This is a genomic window from Wolbachia endosymbiont (group B) of Chorthippus parallelus, assembly GCF_947251815.1.
Taxonomy (GTDB): domain Bacteria; phylum Pseudomonadota; class Alphaproteobacteria; order Rickettsiales; family Anaplasmataceae; genus Wolbachia.
The window spans coordinates 1,392,206-1,416,154 of record NZ_OX366390.1 but is presented as its reverse complement, the minus strand read 5'-3'; the positions used below and the strand labels follow the sequence as shown (position 1 = coordinate 1,416,154).

Genomic DNA, 23,949 nt, shown 5'->3' with positions numbered 1-23,949 from the left:
AAAAAAAATGGTTGATCCGAGTAGGAAGGTAAAGGGGTAAAAGTATGGCAACAAAAAAATATGAACCAGAGTTAAAAGCAAAGATAGCTTTGGAAGCAATAAAAAATCAAAAAAGCACATCTGAGATATGTAGTGAATATAAAATACCATCAACAAATCTATATGATTGGCGTGATAGAGTATTGGCAAGGTTAAAAGACCTATTTGTTGAAGAAAGTGAAAGTGCGAGAAAACAAAGAATCTTAGCGCAAGAAATAGAAAGTTTACATAAAGTAATAGGAGAATTGACAGTGGAAAATAGTTATTTGAAAAAAAAATTACTGAAATAAGCAAAAAAGATAGAGTAAGGTTTATAGAAAAAGATTCTGATCTATCAATTAGGAAACAGGCTGATTTACTGGGGATTTGCAGATCTAGCCTATATTATAGGCATATAATTAATAACGAAAGTGAAATTTGATTCAAGAAGTATATTTGGCTTCTGATTGCCGTTATGGATATCGTAAAATTACTGCTGAAATCATAGCGAGTGGAGTAGTAGTCAATCACAAAAAAATCTTAAGAATTATGAAAAAAATGAAGATTAGTGGGCTGTATTGTAGAAAAAGATGTAATACAAGTATTAAAGAAAAAAAGCATAAAATATATCCTTATTTACTCAAAGATTTGATTATTTGTAGAGTTAATCAGGTATGGGCTACTATATATTATGGTAGAAGGTAAGTTTGTCTATTTTGTGGCAATAATGGACTTGTATAGTCGCTATATTATTGCTCATTCATTATCACCATATCTCGATGCTGGATTTTGCCTTTATACTCTCAAAGAAGCTCTAAAACAAGGTAAACCTGAGATTTTTAATAGTGATCAAGGAGTGCAGTTTACTAGCTACAACTTTATTATGGAATTAGAGCGTGCTAATATTAAAATTAGTATGGATCATAAAGGACGTTGCTTCGACAATATATTTGTTGAGCGTTTATGGAGAACTTTAAAGCAAGAAGCTATATATTATTATAGACCAAATAGTATCAGAGATTTGAATCTTATAATAAACGATTTTGTTGGTTGGTATAACTATAAAAGGCGACATCAGACTCTACATTATAAAGTTCCTGCTGATCTTTATTATCATAAACAGTAAATGAATATATTGATAAATACTTTAAATGTGTGTCGACGTATTTATCAACATATTCATTTTAAAAATCGGATCACTTTGAAAAAAATGGTCTAGACAAATGGGTGCATTATAGGAAAAAATGGTGTTGTTTATAGAGGACAGACGAGAGAGAAATGGGGAGCAGGCAAAAAAAATTGTTCTCCTATTCCTGGAAATCCTTTGGAGATAGCTATTGTAAAAAGAGTATTGGAGATCATGGAACCTGCACAAATTGAGATTGCCGTAAAAGCATTTGAAGAACTAGAACAACGAGGTCACATGTTAGATAGACAATGGCAAATGCAGATAAAAAGAGCAGATTATGAAGTGCAATTGGCACAAAGGCGTTATGAAGAAGTTGATCCATCAAATCGCCTAGTAGCTGCAACTCTGGAGAAACGTTGGAATGAAGCTCTAATAGCATTAGAAGAGGCACAGAGGCAATATGATGAATATAGGAAAAAAGATGTACTTATAGCTACAAAACAACAAAAGGAGCAAGTACTGGCACTAGCTCAAGATTTACCACACTTATGGAATGCAGAATCAACAAGTGCAAGAGATCGAAAGCGTATTTTGCGACTTTTAATTAAAGATATCACTGTTGAAAGATTACGTAATGAGCAAAAGGCAGTACTACATATACGTTGGCAAACGAATGCTACGGAGGACTTAGAAGTGCAATTACCACAAAAAATTTGTGATAGGTGGCGGCATTCGGAAGATATAATTGATCGAATAAGACAACTATCAACAACAATGACTGATGAGCAAATTGTTAATTTATTAAACCAAGAGGGACTTATAACAAATAAAGGTAATCCTTTTACTATAAGCGGTATGCAAGGGATTCGATATAAACATAAGATTCCAGCACTATGTAATCAAAAATCTGAAGAAGAGTTATCAGTGAAACAAGTTGCAAAAAAATTTAACGTTAGTCATGACATAGTACGTTGTTGGATTAAACGTAAGTTTGTTGATGCACGACGTATTGGTCCAAAGTTCTGGATATCTATAAGTCTAGCACAAGAACTAGAGTTAAAAAAGTATATTGAAAATTCTTCTAAAATTACAACTGCAAGATTGAAATCACAACAACTAATTGAATGAGGTGTATTATGAAGCTATTGTGTTTATACCTATCTGCAGCTCAAAGAAGTGCTTGCCAGGTGGTTCTTCGATAATTGTAATATCTTCTATATTTGCCCATTTTAGTGCTATTTTGAGTGATGCTGGGGTTCCTCTTAAACGCTGAAATTTTACTCCTTCTACTATGGCTTTTCTTCTATCTTTTACCCAGCGTAATATTTCCCCCAATTCATATTCCTCAATTAGCCAAGGTAATATTCTTTCTTCTAATCTAAATTTAAACCCTCTTATGCAACTTGGATTAACTTTGTAGTCGATTGCTTCTACTAATGCTTGCTCTTCCTTTGTTGCGTTTGGGGGCAATAGCATTACTCAATCTTTAAATTTCGCAAATTTGCACACTCGTTACCTAGCACCACAACATCCTCTCTTGGCTCGATTAATTCCACATTTTTTACACCATCTACAAATAGATTCGCTATTATCCAAGATCTTGTTACACTCCACCCTAATCTTTTTGCTAATTCAAATTTCTCAATAAACTGCTTCTTGATTTCTTCCTCTGATATTATATAATTCGTGCTGATTCTGCTGTGGATATCTATTTCCATAATATTGCAGCCAATTACTGTTACTGTATCGGTTAAAACCCTTATATCATCTCTAGTAACTTGCTTTCTTACAATTTCAAGTAGCTCTTCTAATGCTATGCCAGTTGTGGATAATTGTGTTGATAAAATCGAGATCTGTACTTTCCCTGGTATAGGTGATTCTACTAATGCATCTTTTACTCTACTATCTGCTGACAGTGCATAATACCTATAATACTCCTTGCTCCCACATGTGCTCCAGCCTTTTATTTTTGCTTTTACCTTCTTTCTAAATCTTTCATCCTCTTCTTCTTTCTGCCTCTCCACTCCGTAAAACTCAGCCAAATTATCAAGATCTTCTCCTGTCGCAAATTTAAGTAAGTTACTCTTTACTGTTTCATTTATTCTTTCTCTAAGCAAAAGTTCTCTCCATGCTGCTACCTCCAGAATCTTTATTGCTGGATCCGACTCTACTAATCCTGAAAAGGTTTCATCCCTACGGACCAATTCTTCCTTCATTCTCGAAAAGATTTCTTCATAACTTAGCTTTTCAATAATATTAGGTGTCTGCATTTCTAAACAACTACTCCACTAATATTTATGAACTTGCCTTCTGAAAGATAGACACCTTCTAAATTCAATGTTACTCTCCCTTCTTTTACTCCTTCAACTTTTACTTTTTCTAACTTAAATCTCTTTTCCCATTTTTCCAAAGCTTCTCCTGTTGCTGCATATATCTCAAGTGTTAAATTTCTATTTATTGGCTTATCCACCAATTCAAATAATCTTGACCCATAATCTCTCCTCATTATTCTACTGTTTACTGGAGTGGTCAGTATATCAATTATCGATTGCTTTAAGTGCTCTATTCCTTCTAACGCTTTTCCTGTTTTAGCATCCATACCCTTCATTTCTATTTTGCAAAAACGCTTTCACTGCCTTTTATTACTTTAAAACCACATGAAACTATATCTCCTACTCTTCCTACACTAAGACCATTTGCAAACACTGTTTTTGATCCTTCAGTTAATGCTCTTCCTTCACTAAAATTGTCTCCTTGTCTGCATATTGACTTACCGTTTACAAAAACATTGTTACTCCCACTAATGCAGAAATGTGGTATAGCTTCTCCACAGTAGTCTCCTAACCTCACTATTCCTTTGTTCAATTTAAGTCGATCCTTTCTGCTTTCAGTTTTATTCCACTTTTTGTCATTTCTATTCTCGATTCCCCAGCTTTCAGTGTTATTTTGTCTAATACTTCAATCTCTAAATGATGTTTTTCCTTATCATATAACAATCTTGTTCCATCTTGAAACTTCACACTATTTATTTCTTTTTTATTCTCTGGTGCATGGTATTTTTCCTGATATATTCCTCCTAATACCACTCCTAATGATAGTTCACCAAGAGGAGAAAATACCATCACTTGTTCATCGATATCTGGAGGAGACCAATCTCTATCTTTTCTTGCTTTACTTGTTATCCACGGTAAATAATCTGTTAAAAATTCTCCTATTTTCACTCTTACTTTTGCTTTTTCATAATCTATTTCTTTTACAATTCCTATACGAATAACGTTTGCTAGCTTCCTATTCAGCTCTGAAATCGCAAAACTATGATCCAACATTTATATTTCTTACGTTTATTGTATGTGGCTTAATTTTTCCCTCTAACCAGACTGATTCTCCCACATGCAGATAGTGGACCCATTCAATCAACCACACTAAATATGCATCAAGTTCTGGCCTAAAATCATCTCCTCCTCCTGATATAAATTCTCCTGGTGAAACATTTTCCACGTTCCAAGTATTTTTATTCACTACTCTTGCTACTTCTGCTGCTAATGTTCTGACAATAATAGCTGCATTTTCTATTGTGCTATCAATCACAATTCGTGCTTCAAATCTTGCTTTCAGCGCTAATTCCTCTGTTCCAGGATCTTTTCCCGATTCTAAACTCACAAGCTCTACAAATACCGCTGGCGCTAATAATTCTTTTCTTATTGCTGGATAAATTTCACATGTCTGTATAGACGGTATTTCTTCCTTCAGTGTGCTGCAAATTGCTTGATGTAAATCTTTCCAGAACTTTGTCATGCATATAATTTAACTCATGTAATGTATAAAATATTTTTCAAATACCTTTTCAACTTCATAATTAACAAGATTCCCTATTATCCTTGAAGCCTCAGGTTCTAGTGGCAACTTAACTTCCTTTATTGGTAATGCTGCTCTTCCTTCACGTTTAAAAATACCGCTATTTCCTTTTGGCATAACTGCTGCAAATCCTCCTATAAACTCATGCTTTCCTACTTTCGATCCTCTTCTTGTTTTTTGTATTTTGCCAATTGCCGATGCTCTAATGTCATAGAGATTTGCTCTAATTAACACTTCTAATCTGCTAGTTTTCGCCTTAAAAATTCTTAATCTCTTTCTTATCAAACTTAATTTTATCTTCTTTTCCTCACTGATTTCCTTAGCTGCTTGTCCCTTTAACCATATTGCTGTTTTGTTCAGCGCTTTTATAGCTGTCAGTTTTATTTTCTGCTCTTTTCTTTCAATATTGGAGATTATTTCATTAATATTGTTACTAATTTTAATATCAAACACTTTCTATTGCTTCAATTTTCCATATTTCACTCGAAGAATCTTTTAACGGTGGTTCAAAAATCTTGTAGAACCTTTTTTCAATCTTGATATAATCGCCTATGCTAAAGGAAGTAACGTCCTGATCACGTATTTCTACAGAAGCAATTTGCTGAGTTAATGCTCCATCTGTACCTAGAGAGTACGTAGTCTCAGGACGTTTTATTAGCACTTTTATTCTACGAATACCCTCCTTATTTCGATTACAATATATGGCTTCCACTCCTAGATGCTTAAAACAATCCTCCAATAATCGCTTAATATTCTCTTGCATATTTCTTTTTGATATACTAACCTTTACATGCTAAGAAAGCGCATACCGGTAGAGTCGTTCTGTGCCTCACCAACTTGTAATTACTCTACCAGTATGTTATGCTATAGCGACTTTTACTAATACGCCAGGTCTATGGCACATTGGCAATGGATTCGACTGCGTATGTAAATCAGTTCCTCTATCAAATCTTCTTGGCTCTTGTTTTGCATAGAGTGGCTGTCCAAGAGTATTTACTGTTTCATTAAAGTCTGCTGGTGCAAAATATGTTGTAAATGTACTTGCTGTTCCTAGTGGAAAACAGTGCCCTGTATCTTTTTCTATAAATCTTCTTACTGTTCCTTCAGGGTCAGTTGCTTGCCCTCTATATTCCTCAAATGTTATACCACAAAACGTAAATCCTGACCTCATATCATTTCGAAGCGCTGCTCCTTCTTGCCATCTCTCGTATGCTTCTTTCACTTTACTATGCGAAGTTAGTGCATCAAAAAACTCAGGGCTTACCAAGGCATGAATTCCCGTCATATATTCACCACTTAAGTTATCCTCAATATGTCGCAATACCTCCAAACACTTACGTTTTACATCTGTTGTTGCTGTTCCAAGGGCAAAATTTACTACTTTTGGTGTTATTTCAAATTCGTTGTACAGATTTAATAATTCTGACCCATCAGCATCTAAAATTATTCCTTTTAGCGCTCCCATTCGCAAATGCTCTAATGTTATTGCATGTTTGTTTCTCATTAGCTGCAAATGATCAGTTATTACATCTGCAAGCGCTTTAAGTTCACTCTCTGATCCAAATGCCCTTATTCCCTGTACTTCCTCTGGTAACACTACATCATCATGTGGAATATGTGGAATCGTAAATGTTCTTACCTTTCTTTTTCCTCTTTTTCCTACTGTTGCTGGCGCTCCGGGTAACTGAGTTGGTAGTAAACTTAATACTCCATTTTGCTCTTCTATGGTAATATGTCTAAATCTTACTGACCTACTTGGAAACAAATTTAAATTTTCAACTCGTCCATAATTTATCGGCAATATATTTATCGCATTTGTTAGTACCGTCATGCTAAATGCTGTATTTGTAAATGGATTTTGCATTTTTTATTTCCCCCCTTTTGTGTTTTTAATAGTTTTTTTTAAGCTCCCTTGCGGATAATGATCCCCCGTCCTTCAAGTTGCTTTATTGCTTCAGCTTTCTGTTCTTCAGTGATATTTGCTGGCCACACAACTGCATGATCTGCTAGTATTGCACCACGAGTAATAATTACTGCTTTGGCATTTTCTGTCGCATTTACATCACTTACTATTGCACCTATTGCTGTTTGTGTGCCGTCTGTTCCAGTGGGATTAAGTACTCTAATAAAACCATCTTCCGTCTTTTTGGCAACTACTGCACCAAGCTTAAGATTTTGACCTTTAGCTACTGTTATTTGATCTCTTGAATATAGACTTGATGCCTCATACTTTAATAAGTCACCTAGATTATTTTGTTCAGTTATACATGTCATATTTTCTTTTCTCCTTTTTTTCCCTTTAGTTTACCGCCATGTTTGTAGTTGTTGTACCCGACGGTTATAAAAAAACTTAAATACTTGATTATAATGCACCCATTTGTCTAGACCATTTTTTTCAAAGTGATCCGATTTTTAAAATGAATATGTTGATAAATACGTCGACACACATTTAAAGTATTTATCAATATATTCATTTACTGTTTATGATAATAAAGATCAGCAGGAACTTTATAATGTAGAGTCTGATGTCGCCTTTTATAGTTATACCAACCAACAAAATCGTTTATTATAAGATTCAAATCTCTGATACTATTTGGTCTATAATAATATATAGCTTCTTGCTTTAAAGTTCTCCATAAACGCTCAACAAATATATTGTCGAAGCAACGTCCTTTATGATCCATACTAATTTTAATATTAGCACGCTCTAATTCCATAATAAAGTTGTAGCTAGTAAACTGCACTCCTTGATCACTATTAAAAATCTCAGGTTTACCTTGTTTTAGAGCTTCTTTGAGAGTATAAAGGCAAAATCCAGCATCGAGATATGGTGATAATGAATGAGCAATAATATAGCGACTATACAAGTCCATTATTGCCACAAAATAGACAAACTTACCTTCTACCATAATATATAGTAGCCCATACCTGATTAACTCTACAAATAATCAAATCTTTGAGTAAATAAGGATATATTTTATGCTTTTTTTCTTTAATACTTGTATTACATCTTTTTCTACAATACAGCCCACTAATCTTCATTTTTTTCATAATTCTTAAGATTTTTTTGTGATTGACTACTACTCCACTCGCTATGATTTCAGCAGTAATTTTACGATATCCATAACGGCAATCAGAAGCCAAATATACTTCTTGAATCAAATTTCACTTTCGTTATTAATTATATGCCTATAATATAGGCTAGATCTGCAAATCCCCAGTAAATCAGCCTGTTTCCTAATTGATAGATCAGAATCTTTTTCTATAAACCTTACTCTATCTTTTTTGCTTATTTCAGTAATTTTTTTTTCAAATAACTATTTTCCACTGTCAATTCTCCTATTACTTTATGTAAACTTTCTATTTCTTGCGCTAAGATTCTTTGTTTTCTCGCACTTTCACTTTCTTCAACAAATAGGTCTTTTAACCTTGCCAATACTCTATCACGCCAATCATATAGATTTGTTGATGGTATTTTATATTCACTACATATCTCAGATGTGCTTTTTTGATTTTTTATTGCTTCCAAAGCTATCTTTGCTTTTAACTCTGGTTCATATTTTTTTGTTGCCATACTTTTACCCCTTTACCTTCCTACTCGGATCAACCATTTTTTTTTGGTCTAGTTTATGGGGTGCATTATATTATATTTTTTGGTATGGTTCCTGCATATGCTGCCAATTGCCTTGCATTTATGAAAGCCTTTATATCAGGAATTTCAGCTAAAATAGCTATTGCTGATTCCTCTCCTATTCCTGGAATAGTTAATAAGAGTTGAAAATCTTCCAACAATTCTTTGTGTTGTTTTAATAGTTCACGTATGGAGTTTTTTATTGTTTCTATTGATTGCTCTATACTTGTTGCAAGGTTTTCCCAAACATTTACAACTTCTTCAGGCAGTCTCTCTTTCTTTTCTAAATGATTGTTTACTAATGTTAGCTCATTCTTTAACGCATCTGAGCAACGATAAAGATGTTTTAGTTTTTTCTTTTCAGGGGAAGGTGGTGTCCAACGAGAAGGTTCCTGTCTCTGACAATAATCTGCAATAATTTCTGCATCAGACTGGTCATTCTTCTGCCGTGCAAGCTTACTTTTTGCATAAAAGCTTATGCAAGCTGGGTTCACAACACTAACAAAATATCCAGCGTTGTGAAGGAATTCAGCCAAAGCTTCGCCATAACAACCAGTGAATTCCATACAGGCTTTTACTTCTTCTACATTATGTTTTTGTAAAAAGCTCAGCAGACCTTGAAACCCAATATCATCGTTTTTAAATTTTCTTTTCCTTGCTTCACGTTTTCCTTTTTTACTTATGAATGAGAGAGAAACATCAAAGTGTTCTTTTGAAATGTCTATACCTAAAAAGTTGTTGATCATATATAACCCCATACGTTACCATTTAGAATGAAAAGTAAGGCTTACCTTGTGAATACAGAATTAGAACCATTTAGGTTTTTCTACGATACCGTCCAGCCTATACTTTTGAGCAGTTGTGTTAAAAGTCAATAGAAAAATTGATGTAGCTGTGAATAAATACTTAAAGTTGTGTGGACGTATTTATTCACAGCTACGCTAGTACTAGATAAAAGCAGAATTAGGACTATATTCCTTAGTGAACACTCTACCATCTCTTACTAAAGAGTTAGCAAGAATAAGTAATTTTCTCATGGCAGCAGTAGAAGCAACTTTATATGGTTTTTTGTATTGATCATATAGTCTATCAAAGAAGATTTTTATATAAGAATTGTACCTTTGTGCACTAAGGATACACATATACAAAACTGTTCTAATTTGTGATCTACCGCCTTGAATACACCTTTTTCCTTTACTAAAACCGCTGTCTCGATTAAATGGCGCAATTCCAGAAAGGCTAGATATTTCTTTATGTTTAAGAATTCCTAGTTCTGGCATGTAACAGATCATAGTAATAGCCAAGGTTTTACCGGCACCTGGTATACTAGTTATTGACATGTATTTTTTTTTAAGCTCTTGACTTTGATCAATTAATACCATCATTTCATCTTCCAAGATTTGAATTTGATTTTGCAAAATTACAAGCAATTCTTCTATTTGTTTGATTATGGATACATCGGTTATCTGGTGAGCTTGGGTTTTCTGTATCTTTGCCATTTCCACTAGTTGATTTCTGCGAGATAGTTTTTGCTTCAAACAATCAGTATTATTAACATTTAAAGGAGTAACACGCATGTCTGTATTATTAATATAACGTGAGATGATACTACAGTCTATTTTATCAGTTTTAGTACTAATACCAAGGCTTTTTGCGTAATCTCTAACCCATCTAGGTTGAATGACATATACTTCAAAACCATTGCTTAGTAAAGTGTAAGCGCATAGTTTTTCGTATCCACCAGTAGCTTCTAATCCAACTTTTGTTACATTATGCAAGTGTAGAAAGTCGAGCACTTGATCAATAGCTTGTACGTTATTTTCAAACGTTTTATAATAACCAAGTGGATGAATGTGGATGTCTAGTTTAGTTTTGCTAACATCAATGCCAGCAATAGTATTTGGTGAATTCATAATTCCTCCATAAAATAATATTGAATACTGCATTTTCCACCCTTATATACGAGCCTAAAAGCTCAATCAGTTGTTCGGAACTTTCAGTATATAAAACAGAGAAGAGAACCTTGCTCAAAAACGGTTCTTATAACCAAGAAGGGAAACGGTTCCTCTTCTCCATATGTCCTTATATTGCCATTCTATAACATTTATAAAGACTTGTTTTTAACATATAAGAAGGTAAATAATTCAATTTATTGTGGTACTAAAACACCTAGTGTCTTCTGCAAAGAATAATATTCCTTGATTAATATATTAATAAAGTTGACAATTTTAACAATTTATGTTAAAATATAAACTAGATTATATTGGCAAGGTAAAAATGAATTTCAGTAAGCATGTTAAAGAAAACGAAGGAGCAGAGGCTTTAGCTGATAATAAAAACCTTGGAAATCTTACTATGCTTGATTGAAGAGGGAACAAAATTAATTAGGAAGTAACTATGAATGAAATTGTGAAACAGCTCATAAAAAACGCTTCACCTGCATTAAAATACTTTACAGAGCCATCATCAAAGTTAGATGAAAAGAAGTTTAAAGAAATATTGTATAAACATCTTTCGTTGCAAAATCATGAATTTGGTGCACATAAAGAAAAAATTGATCAGATTATTAGAGAAGGTTACCAAGATTATCATGATATGTGTGAATTAGTAAGGAAGGGAATGTACTATGTGTACAGAATATACTATTCTAAAGAGAATGGAGAACTTGTGGCCCATACCCTCCAATATTTTATACAAAATAAACTGAAATTTAGCAAATACAAAGAGATTTGCTATTCACAGGAAGAAGGGGAACTTAAGCTTGTTAGAGAGTTTGAATCTCCTCAAAGTTATCAAAAATTCGCGATAACTGGCGGAGATCTTGGATTAGTAATATGTCGCTTGCAGAGCAATAACGTTATTGAATTGCTACCTTCAGAGAAAGATGATATGCCTCGCTTTATTGGTGGTGGTATTAGAGCTGTTCTAGGTAACAATACTCAGCTTATGCTGGATATATCAAATTCAAATAGCAAAAGAATTGAACATCTAATTAAGAGAACCAAAAACATTAATAAGTATAACCTACAGTATGGAAATAATCCTATTCTTCTTTCTATAACCAAAGGCTACAATCACGAGAACACTGACCATAAAGGCCTTCAACCTTCATTACAAAAAAACATTATAAATAAATTACTAGAAAGAGAAGATCTTGATATAAATTGTATTCACCTCGGCAGCGGTATGACACCTTTACATATAGCATGCCTGAGGGGCGACTCTCCTGAGCTAATACAAAAATTATTGGATAAAGGAGCTGATTTAAATGCTGTCGATTATTACGGAAACAAGCCTAATGATCTGCTTAGTTATAGTTATGAAAAGGTCCAGATAATTATACAAAATATGACTGGAAATTATAAATTTGGTGGTAAAGAGCATTCTTATATAAAGCTGCGTGAAAATCAGTCTTATACTGCAACATTACCGACTCGAGAAGAAAGAGAGAGCAATATTAAAAAAATAAGAGAGATATTGTCCAAAAATAGGCTACAAAAAAAAGAACAGTCATTCATAAATTCCAGTACAACAGATAAAACTGTAGCTATAAAAATAAATAATGTACAAATTGAAGCTCAACACTTCATAAAAAGATAAGAACCTCTGCAAAAGGAGAGAAATGGTTACATAAAAAGTGACTTTACCCAGAAAAAATGGAAAGAAAGTTAAGGATATTGTTTATCAAAATGACAATACTAGAAAAGAATCTCGTTTGATTTTTAAGATAAAGCTGCAATAAATTTTTCCGTCATCTATAAATAAATTATATCATTCTTCTTTCTACTTCCCTACAAATGCGACAGAACCTTTTCATCAACAAAAATTAGATAGCGTGATAGGTATTCATTTTGGAATCCCATGGTCACCAAGTGTATCGTGCGAACTTTTTTATATAGTAATTTCACTGTGCGTTAAAATCACCTATAATGGCTCATACCAATGCCCATTGTAGAGAGAGCAGATAGACAATAATGGAAAGGCCATACTGAAATAAGTGAAGTAGTTGAGGTTAAAATGGCATTAAAATCAAAATTGTTGGATGGAAAAGTAGTGGAATCAGCAAGAGGGATGCTGAAGAAAGTAAGAAATAATGCATATGCTGCAAAAAAACTCAACAACCATTACCTACAAGGTGAAGGGTTAAATATTAATCAATTTGAAATTGATCATTGTCATGAAGTGGCTCGCCTTCCTGGATAGATATGTACTCTTGTATTACCTCATCTGTATTGTATCTCATTTTTCATGGCAACCTACCTTGGCAGCTCCCTAAGTCTAACAGCAATTTGGCCTATTAGAACCCTTTTGCGATATTTGGAAATCCATACCAAGTGTACTTTCATATCGTACTTAGAGTATGCATTATACCCATAACGTCGCATACGCGACTATTATCTTCGCCTCAAGGTGAGGGGTTTTTACAATCCCCGAAGGGGGACACTAAAGTAAATATGAACAATTCTATATAAAATGTAAAAAAATACATAACTCTTGACTTTTTCATAAATATAATTAATAATTAAACTACATTATTATTTTGATAAAAAAATTATGACTTTAACATTAAAACAGTGGAAAGGAATACTAGATGCAGTAATTCCAAACAAAGGTGATATATTTGAACAAATAAAAGAAAATTTAAAGAAAAAGCATCCAGAGATATATCAAGCGTGGGAAAGAGAAGACTTTACTTTAAATTGTCTATTTTCTGTAGAATCTCGACTTAATGGTTTTATTATGAAAAGGTCAATAACATTGTTACATGTAGCTATTATCTATAGTAATTTAAAGATAGTTAGGGCTCTATTAGAAAAAAGATTGGATGTGAATATAGAAGGCACTTTCAAAGAGACTCCCTTACACTTAGCTGCTCGCGTTGATAATTTCGAGATAGTTAAAGCTCTATTAAAAAATGGAGCTGACGTTAATGCTAAGGGTGATTTTGGTTATACTCCTCTGCATTTAGCTGTAAAGCATGGTCATTTAGAGATAGTTAAAGCTCTATTCGAAAATGGAGCTGACGTTAATGCTAAGAGTGATTTTGATTATACTCCTCTGCATTTAGCTGTAAATCATGGTCATTTAGAGATAGTTAAATATCTCGTAGAAAATAAAGCTGATATTAATGCAAAAGATAAGTATAACACTACTCCCTTACACAAGGCTGCTCAGAGTGGTCATTTAGAGATATTAAACGCTATACTAAAAAATATAGCTGATATTAATGCAAAAGACCATGATGACAACACTCTCCTACACACAGCTGCTTCCGATGGTAATTTAAGAATAGTTAACGCTCTATTAGAAAATGGAGCTGATATTAATGCTAGAGATCATTATAACTTTACCCCCTTACATTCAGCAATAGAAAATGGTCAAATTGAGACAGTTACACTTCTTCTGAATCGTAGAGCTGATGTTAATGCGAAAGATGAAAATGGCAATACTCCCTTACACTTAGCTGCTCGTTGTGGTTATTTAGATATAGTTAAAGCTCTATTAGAAAACGGAGCTGATATTAATGAAAAAGATGAAGGTTACCATGGCTACACTCCCTTACGCAAGGCTGCTCTGAGTGGTCATTTAGATATAGTTAAATACCTTATAGAAAATGGAGCTGATGTTAGTGCAAAAGACAATCATGGCTATACTCTCTTACACGAAGCTGCTCGCGTTGATAATTTTGAGATAGTTAACGCTCTATTAGAAAATGGAGCTGATGTTAATGCGAAAGATAAAAATGGCAATACTCCCTTACACGAAGCTATTTGTAATTATAATTTAAAGATAGTTAACGCTCTATTAGAAGATGGAATTGATATTAATGTGGAAAATAATGATGGTAATACTCCCTTACACGAAGCTGTCAAAGCAGGTCATATAGAAGCTGCGGACTCAATAGTAAATCAAATAGTAAAATTAGAAACTGTTGGTTTATATGTTAGTGAAAAGAATTTACAACAAAGAGATGAATTTATAAATGCTTCAAGAGAAAGGCAGGGCAATTATTCACAGCATCTTCAAAATTGTAAAAAAGAAGTTGAAAAGATGGAAAAAGAAAATAAACCATTACATGATTTTTTAAGAGAAAACGACGTTAATAAAATGACTAACATATGGAAGGAGAATGAAGGTGTACGTAATAAATTTAATAATGAAAGTAACTTAAAAGCGCAATACCCAGAATATGCCCATATTTTAATTAACAAAACTAATAAAATAAAAGGAATTTTCTTGCATAACCATAAACCATTGATTTCTATTTTAGAAAAAAATTATAAATGTAATTTTAAAACAACGACATTTTATAATATAAATAACTTTTTTGAAATACATAAGAATGACATTATAGTAGAGATGGCAGCAATAGAAAAATCTCTTATTGAATTTATAGATTTCAAAAATTTTAAAAAAAGGGAAGTTCCTAGACTAGATCTATATGCATTTGTACAATCGATTAAAAACGAACTCGCAGATAGTAAACATAGTGAAGCTTCATCAAGCTTACTTGAGAATAGCAATGCTGAAGCTGTAGTGAATCAAGGGCAGTATTATAACTTAAGGTAAGGAGAAATAGCAGGAGGGTTGGCTTTGTTAACTATGAAAGGCCAACTTACTGCAAATCTTATTTTTGCAATCAATTTATCCGATTTAGTGAGAGTGTTAAATTTACTAATCTTTCCATAAGTGAGATTAAAGAATTGCAGAAAGTTTGGGAGTGTTAAATAAACCATACGCGTCAAGTTAAGGAACTGTGGTAATAAACTTAGTGTAAGGAAGAGAAAAAGAAGATATAAGTTCTCTTAAATTTAACAAAGAAAACGGAGAACTTATACAATGAAAAGAATAGTTTGCATCTCAAAAAAGCTCAAAGAATTTTTTAATGAAAAAGCAGATAAAATCTCAGCTACAACAGGGTTCATAAAAAGAAAGAGGAAGCTAAAAGGCTCGTCGTTCATAAAAGCCATCGTTTTGGGTAATATAGGGGTTGATAATTGTAGTATAGAGACAGTGTGTCAATTATTGAATGAAGACTCGATAAATATAACAAAACAAGGTCTGGACTTTAGATTTACCAAGGAAGCAGTGGAATTCATGAAAAGAATGTATAATGAATCTTTAACGTTACTTAAAAATACCTTACAAGTTGATTGCAGAATCTTGAAGCACTTTGGAGGTGTTAAATTATTAGACAGCAGCTATATTAGCTTACCTAACAGTATGGAAGACATGTATAAAGGTTATGGTACCAGCTACAGTGGTTATGAAAGCAATACTAAGTCTGGAATAAAGTTACAATTAGTTTTTGACTACCTAAATCAGACATTAGACCAGCTTAATATAACTGAAGGAATAAGGTCAGATCAGGGTTATAGAAGCCATTTAAGCAATATATCGAACAACGATTTACTAATATCTGATTTGGGTTATTTTGTGCCAAGTTCTTTTAAACAAATCAATGAAATAGGAGCTTATTTCATAAGTCGTTATAAATCCGATACTAACATATATGATATAGAGACAGGTCAAAAAATAGATTTACTAGAACATTTGGGAGATCGATCTTTTCTAGAACAGGAGGTATTGTTAGGAAAAGAGACAAGGGTTAAAGTAAGAATTATATTTAAAAAACTAACTGAAGAACAAGCTATGGCTAGAAGAAGAAAGGCTAATAGGTTAGCAAGATCACATGGATACACATCTTCTCAAAGGAACCAAAAGTTACTAAATTGGTCGATATTTATAACTAATGTTCCAAAAAGTAAGATTAATGCTGAGCAAATACTAGTAGTTTACCGAATAAGATGGCAAATTGAATTATTGTTCAAATTATATAAGAGTAATATAAGGCTTGATAAGCTGAGAGGAAAGCCATACAGAGTATTATGTGAGCTATATGCCAAATTGTGTGCAATTCTTATATTTCATGGAATAGTGGGTTGCACAGAACTGAAAAAAAATACGGAGCTTAGCTTAACAAAGGCATTTATTGAGCTAAAAAGACGGGTTAGAGAGTTATTTTTAGCACTAAATAATAAAATTAAAGGCTTAAATATTTTTCTCAAAAAGCTTACCATAACTTGGTCGCAATTTTCATTAAAAGACAAGTACAGAAAAACTAGGGTATCCACCTTAACTTCTCTAAATTTGCTTTAACTTGACGCGTATGGTTTATTTAACACTCCCCTTTGAGTTTTTAGTCTTTTAGCATAATTATAAGCCATAACAAAATCATAAAGATGCTCTTTGAGCTGCTGATGTGACCTGTAGTAATACTTCTTAACAGTGGCATTTTTTAATGTTTTATTCATACGTTCAACTTGTCCATTTGTCCAAGGATGGTTAACTTTTGTTAGACGATGTTCAATGTTATTTTCCTCACAAACTCTATCAAATACAAAGCTATGGTCTACTTACAAGCAGTGCCTTATGTTGGTGAGATTCTATCTTTAACCCGTCCATACTACACCTTGGTGAGCTTGAATAGCATAACGAATTTTTTTGTTCTTGTGTTTGTTTTGCTAAGATTTTATTCCTATTAAGCAGTGTTTCAAAATGATCATGTCCCCTATTTACTATATGTAAGACATTATTGTCATTATAATCTATCCTATTATACTCACCTGCATTTCTTGATCCTGAGCTATCTATTAGTTGATGCAAGAATAGATCTTGTTGCTCATCAGTAGCATGTAATGGATTATTCTCTACAACATGCAATTTTACACCATACTTTCCGCAAAGTATTCTACCTTCAACTTCAGGATCACCCCGTCTATTGTTATTTAGAATATTTTCTGTATAGGAACCTGGCACCGCACCATTATTATCATGACTGTTAGCAATACCATTTGTGAACCATTCTGGTGGGTTATTTTGTGCAAACTCTTTACAATATTGTCGCAATTGCTCAACAGTAGCTCTTATTCCTAATTGTTGTTCTAGTCCTTGTCTAAACGAATCAAAAAAACAGCTTCCATTATTGATTGCGTGCCCTAAATAGAAGTCATCAGGTATGTTTGATTTTTGCTCTTTATCACCTTGTTTTTCTGCCTTTTTAATAACTCCTTCCTCTAAACCAAAAATCTTACTCCAGTTGTATTTACTTTCTAACCCCAATTTTTTACTTTCCTTTTCTGCTGCTTTAGCTAAGTCTGTTTTAGAAATATCCCCTTTTTCTTCACAGAACCTAGATAAAGTTTTAAAGATGTCTATCAAGTGAGTTTTTATGTCAAAATTCTTCTCCTTTTTTACAATATTAGACTCAATATTGCGTAAATCTTGTAATAACTTATGCCTTCTAGCAACTTCCTCCATAGAAACCCTTCTTAACTCTTCACGTTCTGCCCATGAAACCTTTTTGTTGTTAGACTCGCTTATTACTTCAGGACGCATTAATCCACTAGATCTAACAAAAAAACCTCGGTTTATAGCTTCAATAACTGATAAACCTCCCAATAAGCAATTTTGTCCTATTTCTTCATTATAACTTTCTATGTCCTCCAGTAGATCTTCATCACTCACTTCTACTCTTATCAAGTTTTTATTTGTTTCATGAGGATATAATCTAACTTCTAATTCTCCCAAACTAGTATAGAAAGTTAATACCACATCACTACCTTCTGTAAGATCTACATAATTTCTTTTTTCTCCTCTATTATCAATTTTTACTGTACTTTTTCCTATTTTTAATATGTGAACTCTGAGTCCTCGATCTATTATTTCTTGATTGGCTATGATTTTTACGGGTTCAATTATACTAGTTTGTGGATATCTTGTATAAAAGTAGATATTATCAATCTCTACTTCTGATTTGTCTTGAGTTTGCTCGCTCTTGTTTACAATACACTCATATGCTATATCCTTTAACTTTTTTTTCATTTCTTTATACTGTTCAATGAGATATTCATCAAATTGTTTATAAGAATTGTTATCTATAAAAGCAGTGGTCGAATATCTTATCCTATCATGATAAAAGAGGCTCTCTTTTACTTTTCCTCCTTTTTGTAATAAACCATGAGCAATCTCTCTTATGATATCCAAGTTGTAGTAATCTTCTTCATCATCGTCAGAAGAATCATGGGGCTGCATTTCAGGAGCTACAGTGCGGGAGTTTATAAATACAATATTATCGAGAACACCTGCGATTTCTTTAAATATTAAATTTACTATAACCTCACCATCATTATCACAGTATGAGTTTATTCTTATCCCTCTCTCTAAATATTTATCCGTTATGGATTTAATATATTCTAAAGCACTTTTTGTATTAGCTTTGCTTTTAGCATCTTGCATTTCTTTATAAAACTCACTAATCAGCTTCCTTTCATTTTCAATTAAAGTTACTTCTTGCTCAATTAAGAGTGAACTTTCTTCAAAGAAAAAGGTTTGCTGACTATCATCTTTTGTTTGGTATGGATCATCCTCTAACTGTGAGTGCGTGTTACTAAAATTATGATTGTTTAGATCTTGCAACACAAATTCAGCGCATTCTTGAGCAAGCTTTTTATTTTTTATATCATATTCATCTGTATTTTCCGCTTTACCTTCAAGGATTTTTTTGTCATCACTTCTGTCTTGCCAATAGTTAATTACTAATGACCCTTGATTTTGATATACTAAGTCGTTAGAATTCTCTTTACTATTTAATTTAACCTCACTCATACATACATATATATTATTTACCTACTTATTAAAGTGTATTATAATACATATGTAAATTAATCAATTTATATTAGACCTCTTTCATAACTCATATGGATAATTCCAATTTTTTTGACCTCTCTATTGATATTTCTGTTCCATCTACTATCCAGAACCTGATACTCTACATTCGAATCTAATAGCTCTTTTTCTTCCAGAAGTGTAAATGTTTTATTAACGTATCCTCAATCCAACCGATAACAGGCACTTTAGCTTATTCTATACCAATATGAAATATGTCACGCAAATATTCTAGCGCCATTAACAAACATGCATTGTTTATTTGGTTTTCCTCCTCTTGCCTTTTTCTTACTCCATTAAAATTTCTGTTATTTTTTCGAATGTTTTTCTTTTTACTTCTGTTAATCTTCGAAACTCCTCTTCATCTAGTTTACTTATTTGTTCAAATTTCATACCTTCACTAATATTACTTTTGGTATTATTTCCTCAGTTATGCAAGAAGTCTAATCTATGCCTGTTTTACTTCATCATCTAAAAATTCTTAATTTTTGTTGATTTTTTAATGAATAGACTTAGTATGATAAAGAGAATAAAAGTAGGAGGCATGTATCATGAAAATATTTGTCATATATGTTGGAGGTAAAACTGAAACCTCTTTAATCGAGCTACATGATATATTTTTTGTAGTAGCAGAAAAGATCGAAGATACTTATGAAGAAGTAAAAGCAAAATGGTGGGGTGTAAAAAAAGGTTTCCATATTGATGCTTGGGGTATATTAGAAGGTGCTGAAGATTATAATATTACCTTAACGAGACAACCTACCCACGTTGAAGAAAAGCTTTATTTTGTCAACCTTGGTGGTTACGATAGTAAAAAATTTACGGAGTTGCATAAAAATGTATTTGTCATTGCAAAGAATGAATCGAAAGCTAAAGTGAAAGCACTACGCCAAATACTTAATTGGGAATCACATCATAAGGATTACCTGTATGAAGTTGAAAATTGTTGCTGTGTTAACAACGTTACAGAGAATAAAGAACTTTATATTCACTTAGAAAAGACAGATAAACCTAAAGAATTTGAATTTACCTGTAAATATACACCATTATCTAATTAGTATTGCTATAATAGCGTAAAGAATTCTGTCCATAAAAAATCTATTTCAATTGTTTCCTAGCTTGATTGATTTTTTAAATATTCACTTATCTAGTTTTACTACATTCTATTATATGAGCAGTATTTTTTGAAAGAACATCTTTAGGTAAAATATTGCAATAACTAGTAGCAAGAACAATTCAATTATTTACTTCTTCAAAAAAGGTCATACATTTGTAAGAACAAGCAGCATAAAAATAAGGTTATAAAAATAGAAGATTTAAATTATTTTCATAAGCTTAGGCAAAATAGTTCGTATGTAGATGTGGGTGAAATGGGCTAATGTGGTTAGTTTTAGCGTATAATGAAATCACCATATTAAAAAGTTCGTATGGTACACATGGTAGACCCACTGCCATTAAGTTAAGGAAAAGTGATGAACTGTATTATAAAATCAGGTAAGATCCACAAATTAAAAGAAGTAATGACATGAGTAAAAAAAAGAATAATCATGTTTATAAAAAATAAATTGATGAGTTTAAACTTTATAAACGCACACAGAGCATCCTCAAAAGACTTCTCACGAAAAAGAAAGCTGCCCTTCGTTAATGTATTTCTCCTGATTTTTAGAAAGAGTGTAAAGTCATTACAAGTGATGCTTAATGAGTTTGTTCTGCATACAAGAAAAGATTATACAATTACGGCAAGTGCATTTACTCAAGCAAGAAAGAAGCTAAAGCATACTGCGTTTTCAGAGTTAAATGATGATATAGTTTCCCTATACTACCAAGATCAGGAATTTAAAACCCACCATGGCTTCAGAGTACTTGCATTTGATGCTTCAATACTGATTCTGCCAAAGAGCGACAAAATAATAGGTGAGTTTGGCTCAAGAGCAGTATGGAATGGAATCCAGAGATTTGAAGACTATACAAGTGCAACCTTTGAAGTTTGCTACGATGTGCTAAATAATATTGCAATAAAATCTGTGCTAAGTAGAGGTGACAGCTATGAGGTTGATTTAGCAATCGGTATGCTTGAATCCATAAAATCAGACGATTTGTTAATCTGTGATAGAGGATACGTATCTTATCGATTTCTTGCTGAGCTTACAGGAAGGAAAATCAATTATATAATTCGCTGTTCAAGTTCGTCTTTCAATGAAATAAACGCTATGTTTAAGCCGGAAAGCCCATCTAGTACGGTGGTAGTGTCTACCGCACCTATTAAAGTAGCAAGACAGCTACGAAAGCTAGGATTACCTGATGAGATGAAATTCAGGTTAGTCAAAATAATACTTTCTTCTGGCGAAGTTGAAGTGTTAGTAACATCTCTGTTAGATGAGAAACGTTTTACAGTTGAAGAGTTTGAGAGATTATATTACTTGCGCTGGGGAGTAGAAACATTTTTTTCTAGGCTGAAGGGAAGATTAAATTTAGAGAATTTCACAGGAAAAAGTATTGAAACTATCAAGCAGGATTTTTGGTCAACTATCTTCATCAGTAATCTAGAAAGTATCATGATAGAAGATGATGAAGAGACATTGAGCGCACAGAATAGTAAACTAAAAAAAAGCATCAATAAATCTGTCTCATTTAATGCGATTAAAAACTTAGCCTTTGATATTTTTTCTACAGAGTCAGACATAGACTGCATTATGGATCGACTATCACAGTTATTTTTGATGAACACTTTAGTGGTGAGAAAAGGGAGAAGAGTTGATCGTCATAAGATATCTGATATTCGTTCACTCAACTACCAGAAAAGAGCTAGAAAACATGTGTTTTAAATTCAAGATATCTTTTCAGTATCATTGCATTAGTACATTCTTTGCAAAATAACCTGCAATTATTACTTTTTTAAATAACTTGCACTTTTCAGACTCCCTTTTCTTAAAAATTCACCCTAGTATTTACCATAATTATCAATCACTTCAAATTTTTTGTCCAATCTTAACTTCTCTTTCCCTTAACTTAATGGCAGTGCATTATACTTCTCCCTTTTCTCACCACTAAAGTGTTCATCAAAAATAACTGTGATAGTCGATCCATAATGCAGTCTATGTCTGACTCTGTAGAAAAAATATCAAAGGCTAAGTTTTTAATCGCATTAAATGAGACAGATTTATTGATGCTTTTTTTTAGTTTACTATTCTGTGCGCTCAATGTCTCTTCATCATCTTCTATCATGATACTTTCTAGATTACTGATGAAGATAGTTGACCAAAAATCCTGCTTGATAGTTTCAATACTTTTTCCTGTGAAATTCTCTAAATTTAATCTTCCCTTCAGCCTAGAAAAAAATGTTTCTACTCCCCAGCGCAAGTAATATAATCTCTCAAACTCTTCAACTGTAAAACGTTTCTCATCTAACAGAGATGTTACTAACACTTCAACTTCGCCAGAAGAAAGTATTATTTTGACTAACCTGAATTTCATCTCATCAGGTAATCCTAGCTTTCGTAGCTGTCTTGCTACTTTAATAGGTGCGGTAGACACTACCACCGTACTAGATGGGCTTTCCGGCTTAAACATAGCGTTTATTTCATTGAAAGACGAACTTGAACAGCGAATTATATAATTGATTTTCCTTCCTGTAAGCTCAGCAAGAAATCGATAAGATACGTATCCTCTATCACAGATTAACAAATCGTCTGATTTTATGGATTCAAGCATACCGATTGCTAAATCAACCTCATAGCTGTCACCTCTACTTAGCACAGATTTTATTGCAATATTATTTAGCACATCGTAGCAAACTTCAAAGGTTGCACTTGTATAGTCTTCAAATCTCTGGATTCCATTCCATACTGCTCTTGAGCCAAACTCACCTATTATTTTGTCGCTCTTTGGCAGAATCAGTATTGAAGCATCAAATGCAAGTACTCTGAAGCCATGGTGGGTTTTAAATTCCTGATCTTGGTAGTATAGGGAAACTATATCATCATTTAACTCTGAAAACGCAGTATGCTTTAGCTTCTTTCTTGCTTGAGTAAATGCACTTGCCGTAATTGTATAATCTTTTCTTGTATGCAGAACAAACTCATTAAGCATCACTTGTAATGACTTTACACTCTTTCTAAAAATCAGGAGAAATACATTAACGAAGGGCAGCTTTCTTTTTCGTGAGAAGTCTTTTGAGGATGCTCTGTGTGCGTTTATAAAGTTTAAACTCATCAATTTATTTTTTATAAACATGATTATTCTTTTTTTTACTCATGTCATTACTTCTTTTAATTTGTGGATCTTACCTGATTTTATAATACAGTTCATCACTTTTCCTTAACTTAATGGCAGTGATGGTAGACCATCCCATCCCAAAGAAACTTGTTCTCACGTACGGTAGTTTTGGGTGCTGGAAATGGCTATCTTGCTTGAGATCTTAATAATATATCTTCTTAAATTAATAAAGATTTATCTAAAAATAATTTAGGTAAATTTATAATGAAAAGAGATCTTAATTTAATAAAAGATCATAAAATGAGTCTGTTAATGGCCTTTTATCAAAAGTTGTTTTGGGTTAGAAATTTTCTAAAATAGTGATTGACAGGTT

General features: G+C 32.8%; 18 protein-coding genes and 7 pseudogenes. 8 read left to right on the top strand and 17 right to left on the bottom strand.

Annotation, left to right across the window (positions count from 1 at the left end):
* Positions 1 to 44: 44 nt before the first annotated feature.
* Both OPS21_RS06405 and OPS21_RS06400 read left to right on the top strand, forming a co-directional pair.
* Positions 45 to 1,144 (top strand): annotated as a pseudogene (locus OPS21_RS06405) (IS3 family transposase).
* A 234-nt stretch (positions 1,145 to 1,378) separates the two neighbouring features.
* Positions 1,379 to 2,275: a DUF4670 domain-containing protein gene (locus tag OPS21_RS06400; protein ID WP_264336642.1), complete on the top strand. Its 897-nt coding sequence runs from the start codon at positions 1,379 to 1,381 to the stop codon at positions 2,273 to 2,275.
* 15 nt (positions 2,276 to 2,290) lie between these two features.
* On the opposite strand, the pseudogene OPS21_RS06395 reads toward OPS21_RS06400, so the two are convergent.
* The 13 genes and pseudogenes from OPS21_RS06395 to OPS21_RS06335 all read right to left on the bottom strand — a co-directional run.
* A pseudogene (locus OPS21_RS06395) lies at positions 2,291 to 2,623 on the bottom strand (phage tail protein); the annotation flags it as partial.
* Positions 2,623 to 3,417: a baseplate assembly protein gene (locus OPS21_RS06390; RefSeq protein WP_264336641.1), complete on the bottom strand. Its 795-nt coding sequence runs from the start codon at positions 3,415 to 3,417 to the stop codon at positions 2,623 to 2,625. The gene OPS21_RS06390 and the pseudogene OPS21_RS06395, both read right to left, overlap by 1 nt.
* Before the next feature lie 2 nt (positions 3,418 to 3,419).
* On the bottom strand, positions 3,420 to 3,755 hold the full coding sequence (locus OPS21_RS06385; RefSeq protein WP_264336640.1) for a GPW/gp25 family protein: 336 nt from the start codon (positions 3,753 to 3,755) through the stop codon (positions 3,420 to 3,422).
* 2 nt (positions 3,756 to 3,757) lie between these two features.
* A complete protein-coding gene (locus tag OPS21_RS06380; protein WP_253303131.1) occupies positions 3,758 to 4,012 on the bottom strand; it encodes a PAAR domain-containing protein in 255 nt (84 codons plus the stop codon).
* On the bottom strand, positions 4,009 to 4,473 hold the full coding sequence (locus OPS21_RS06375) for a phage baseplate assembly protein V (protein ID WP_264336639.1): 465 nt from the start codon (positions 4,471 to 4,473) through the stop codon (positions 4,009 to 4,011). Before OPS21_RS06375 ends, OPS21_RS06380 begins: the two co-directional genes overlap by 4 nt.
* On the bottom strand, positions 4,460 to 4,942 hold the full coding sequence (locus tag OPS21_RS06370) for a hypothetical protein (protein WP_264336638.1): 483 nt from the start codon (positions 4,940 to 4,942) through the stop codon (positions 4,460 to 4,462). The genes OPS21_RS06375 and OPS21_RS06370 overlap by 14 nt, the downstream gene beginning before the upstream one ends.
* A 9-nt stretch (positions 4,943 to 4,951) precedes the next feature.
* Positions 4,952 to 5,428: a phage tail protein gene (locus OPS21_RS06365; RefSeq protein WP_405197036.1), complete on the bottom strand. Its 477-nt coding sequence runs from the start codon at positions 5,426 to 5,428 to the stop codon at positions 4,952 to 4,954.
* Positions 5,429 to 5,447: 19 nt separating this feature from the next.
* Complete coding sequence (locus tag OPS21_RS06360) at positions 5,448 to 5,765, bottom strand: head-tail joining protein (protein WP_264336637.1); 318 nt, start codon at positions 5,763 to 5,765, stop codon at positions 5,448 to 5,450.
* Between the two features lie 96 nt (positions 5,766 to 5,861).
* Positions 5,862 to 6,866, bottom strand: a complete 1,005-nt coding sequence (locus OPS21_RS06355; protein ID WP_265027615.1) for a major capsid protein — start codon at positions 6,864 to 6,866, stop codon at positions 5,862 to 5,864.
* A 38-nt stretch (positions 6,867 to 6,904) separates the two neighbouring features.
* A complete protein-coding gene (locus OPS21_RS06350; RefSeq protein ID WP_208571546.1) occupies positions 6,905 to 7,276 on the bottom strand; it encodes a head decoration protein in 372 nt (123 codons plus the stop codon).
* Between the two features lie 200 nt (positions 7,277 to 7,476).
* Positions 7,477 to 8,576, bottom strand: a pseudogene (locus tag OPS21_RS06345) (IS3 family transposase).
* Positions 8,577 to 8,647: 71 nt separating this feature from the next.
* Positions 8,648 to 9,379: pseudogene (locus OPS21_RS06340) on the bottom strand (IS110 family RNA-guided transposase); the annotation flags it as partial.
* 201 nt (positions 9,380 to 9,580) lie between these two features.
* The gene (locus OPS21_RS06335) at positions 9,581 to 10,546 is read right to left on the bottom strand and encodes an IS110 family RNA-guided transposase (protein WP_264336314.1); all 966 of its coding nucleotides are present in this window, start codon (positions 10,544 to 10,546) and stop codon (positions 9,581 to 9,583) included.
* 484 nt (positions 10,547 to 11,030) lie between these two features.
* Here OPS21_RS06335 and OPS21_RS06330 point away from each other — a divergent pair, with 484 nt between their 5' ends.
* Positions 11,031 to 12,233, top strand: coding sequence for an ankyrin repeat domain-containing protein (locus tag OPS21_RS06330; RefSeq protein WP_264336635.1), 1,203 nt, complete (start codon positions 11,031 to 11,033; stop codon positions 12,231 to 12,233).
* A gap of 417 nt (positions 12,234 to 12,650) precedes the next feature.
* Positions 12,651 to 12,836 (top strand): hypothetical protein, encoded by a 186-nt coding sequence (locus tag OPS21_RS06325; protein ID WP_264336634.1) that lies wholly within the window; start codon positions 12,651 to 12,653, stop codon positions 12,834 to 12,836.
* 56 nt (positions 12,837 to 12,892) lie between these two features.
* Here the strand turns inward: OPS21_RS06325 and OPS21_RS08100 are convergent.
* Positions 12,893 to 13,018: pseudogene (locus OPS21_RS08100) on the bottom strand (transposase); the annotation flags it as partial.
* Positions 13,019 to 13,187: 169 nt separating this feature from the next.
* Between OPS21_RS08100 and OPS21_RS06320 the strand changes: the two are divergent.
* Both OPS21_RS06320 and OPS21_RS06315 read left to right on the top strand, forming a co-directional pair.
* A complete protein-coding gene (locus tag OPS21_RS06320) occupies positions 13,188 to 15,203 on the top strand; it encodes an ankyrin repeat domain-containing protein (RefSeq protein ID WP_264336633.1) in 2,016 nt (671 codons plus the stop codon).
* A gap of 270 nt (positions 15,204 to 15,473) precedes the next feature.
* Positions 15,474 to 16,793 (top strand): IS4-like element ISWosp7 family transposase, encoded by a 1,320-nt coding sequence (locus OPS21_RS06315; RefSeq protein WP_264336202.1) that lies wholly within the window; start codon positions 15,474 to 15,476, stop codon positions 16,791 to 16,793.
* Positions 16,794 to 16,816: 23 nt separating this feature from the next.
* On the opposite strand, the pseudogene OPS21_RS06310 reads toward OPS21_RS06315, so the two are convergent.
* Together OPS21_RS06310 and OPS21_RS06305 are read right to left on the bottom strand one after the other, a co-directional pair.
* Positions 16,817 to 17,035 (bottom strand): annotated as a pseudogene (locus tag OPS21_RS06310) (integrase core domain-containing protein); the annotation flags it as partial.
* Between the two features lie 4 nt (positions 17,036 to 17,039).
* Positions 17,040 to 19,301 carry an OTU domain-containing protein gene (locus tag OPS21_RS06305; RefSeq protein WP_264336632.1) on the bottom strand — a complete coding sequence of 754 codons (2,262 nt, stop codon included), beginning with the start codon at positions 19,299 to 19,301 and terminating at the stop codon, positions 17,040 to 17,042.
* 611 nt (positions 19,302 to 19,912) lie between these two features.
* Between OPS21_RS06305 and OPS21_RS06300 the strand changes: the two genes are divergently transcribed.
* Both OPS21_RS06300 and OPS21_RS06295 read left to right on the top strand, forming a co-directional pair.
* A complete protein-coding gene (locus OPS21_RS06300) occupies positions 19,913 to 20,419 on the top strand; it encodes a DUF1543 domain-containing protein (RefSeq protein ID WP_264336631.1) in 507 nt (168 codons plus the stop codon).
* A gap of 489 nt (positions 20,420 to 20,908) precedes the next feature.
* Positions 20,909 to 22,186: an IS4-like element ISWpi18 family transposase gene (locus OPS21_RS06295; protein ID WP_264336305.1), complete on the top strand. Its 1,278-nt coding sequence runs from the start codon at positions 20,909 to 20,911 to the stop codon at positions 22,184 to 22,186.
* 199 nt (positions 22,187 to 22,385) lie between these two features.
* Here the strand turns inward: OPS21_RS06295 and OPS21_RS06290 are convergent.
* A pseudogene (locus OPS21_RS06290) lies at positions 22,386 to 23,594 on the bottom strand (IS4 family transposase); the annotation flags it as partial.
* Positions 23,595 to 23,949 lie beyond the last annotated feature (355 nt).

Bases quoted from the DNA above. Each gene is read 5' to 3' on its own strand.
- OPS21_RS06400 (WP_264336642.1), top strand. From the start codon at position 1,379: ATGGAACCTGCACAAATTGAGATTGCCGTAAAAGCATTTGAAGAACTA.
- OPS21_RS06390 (WP_264336641.1), bottom strand. From the start codon at position 3,417: ATGCAGACACCTAATATTATTGAAAAGCTAAGTTATGAAGAAATCTTT.
- OPS21_RS06385 (WP_264336640.1), bottom strand. From the start codon at position 3,755: ATGAAGGGTATGGATGCTAAAACAGGAAAAGCGTTAGAAGGAATAGAG.
- OPS21_RS06375 (WP_264336639.1), bottom strand. From the start codon at position 4,473: ATGTTGGATCATAGTTTTGCGATTTCAGAGCTGAATAGGAAGCTAGCA.
- OPS21_RS06370 (WP_264336638.1), bottom strand. From the start codon at position 4,942: ATGACAAAGTTCTGGAAAGATTTACATCAAGCAATTTGCAGCACACTG.
- OPS21_RS06360 (WP_264336637.1), bottom strand. From the start codon at position 5,765: ATGCAAGAGAATATTAAGCGATTATTGGAGGATTGTTTTAAGCATCTA.
- OPS21_RS06355 (WP_265027615.1), bottom strand. From the start codon at position 6,866: ATGCAAAATCCATTTACAAATACAGCATTTAGCATGACGGTACTAACA.
- OPS21_RS06350 (WP_208571546.1), bottom strand. From the start codon at position 7,276: ATGACATGTATAACTGAACAAAATAATCTAGGTGACTTATTAAAGTAT.
- OPS21_RS06335 (WP_264336314.1), bottom strand. From the start codon at position 10,546: ATGAATTCACCAAATACTATTGCTGGCATTGATGTTAGCAAAACTAAA.
- OPS21_RS06330 (WP_264336635.1), top strand. From the start codon at position 11,031: ATGAATGAAATTGTGAAACAGCTCATAAAAAACGCTTCACCTGCATTA.
- OPS21_RS06325 (WP_264336634.1), top strand. From the start codon at position 12,651: ATGGCATTAAAATCAAAATTGTTGGATGGAAAAGTAGTGGAATCAGCA.
- OPS21_RS06320 (WP_264336633.1), top strand. From the start codon at position 13,188: ATGACTTTAACATTAAAACAGTGGAAAGGAATACTAGATGCAGTAATT.
- OPS21_RS06315 (WP_264336202.1), top strand. From the start codon at position 15,474: ATGAAAAGAATAGTTTGCATCTCAAAAAAGCTCAAAGAATTTTTTAAT.
- OPS21_RS06305 (WP_264336632.1), bottom strand. From the start codon at position 19,301: ATGAGTGAGGTTAAATTAAATAGTAAAGAGAATTCTAACGACTTAGTA.
- OPS21_RS06300 (WP_264336631.1), top strand. From the start codon at position 19,913: ATGAAAATATTTGTCATATATGTTGGAGGTAAAACTGAAACCTCTTTA.
- OPS21_RS06295 (WP_264336305.1), top strand. From the start codon at position 20,909: ATGTTTATAAAAAATAAATTGATGAGTTTAAACTTTATAAACGCACAC.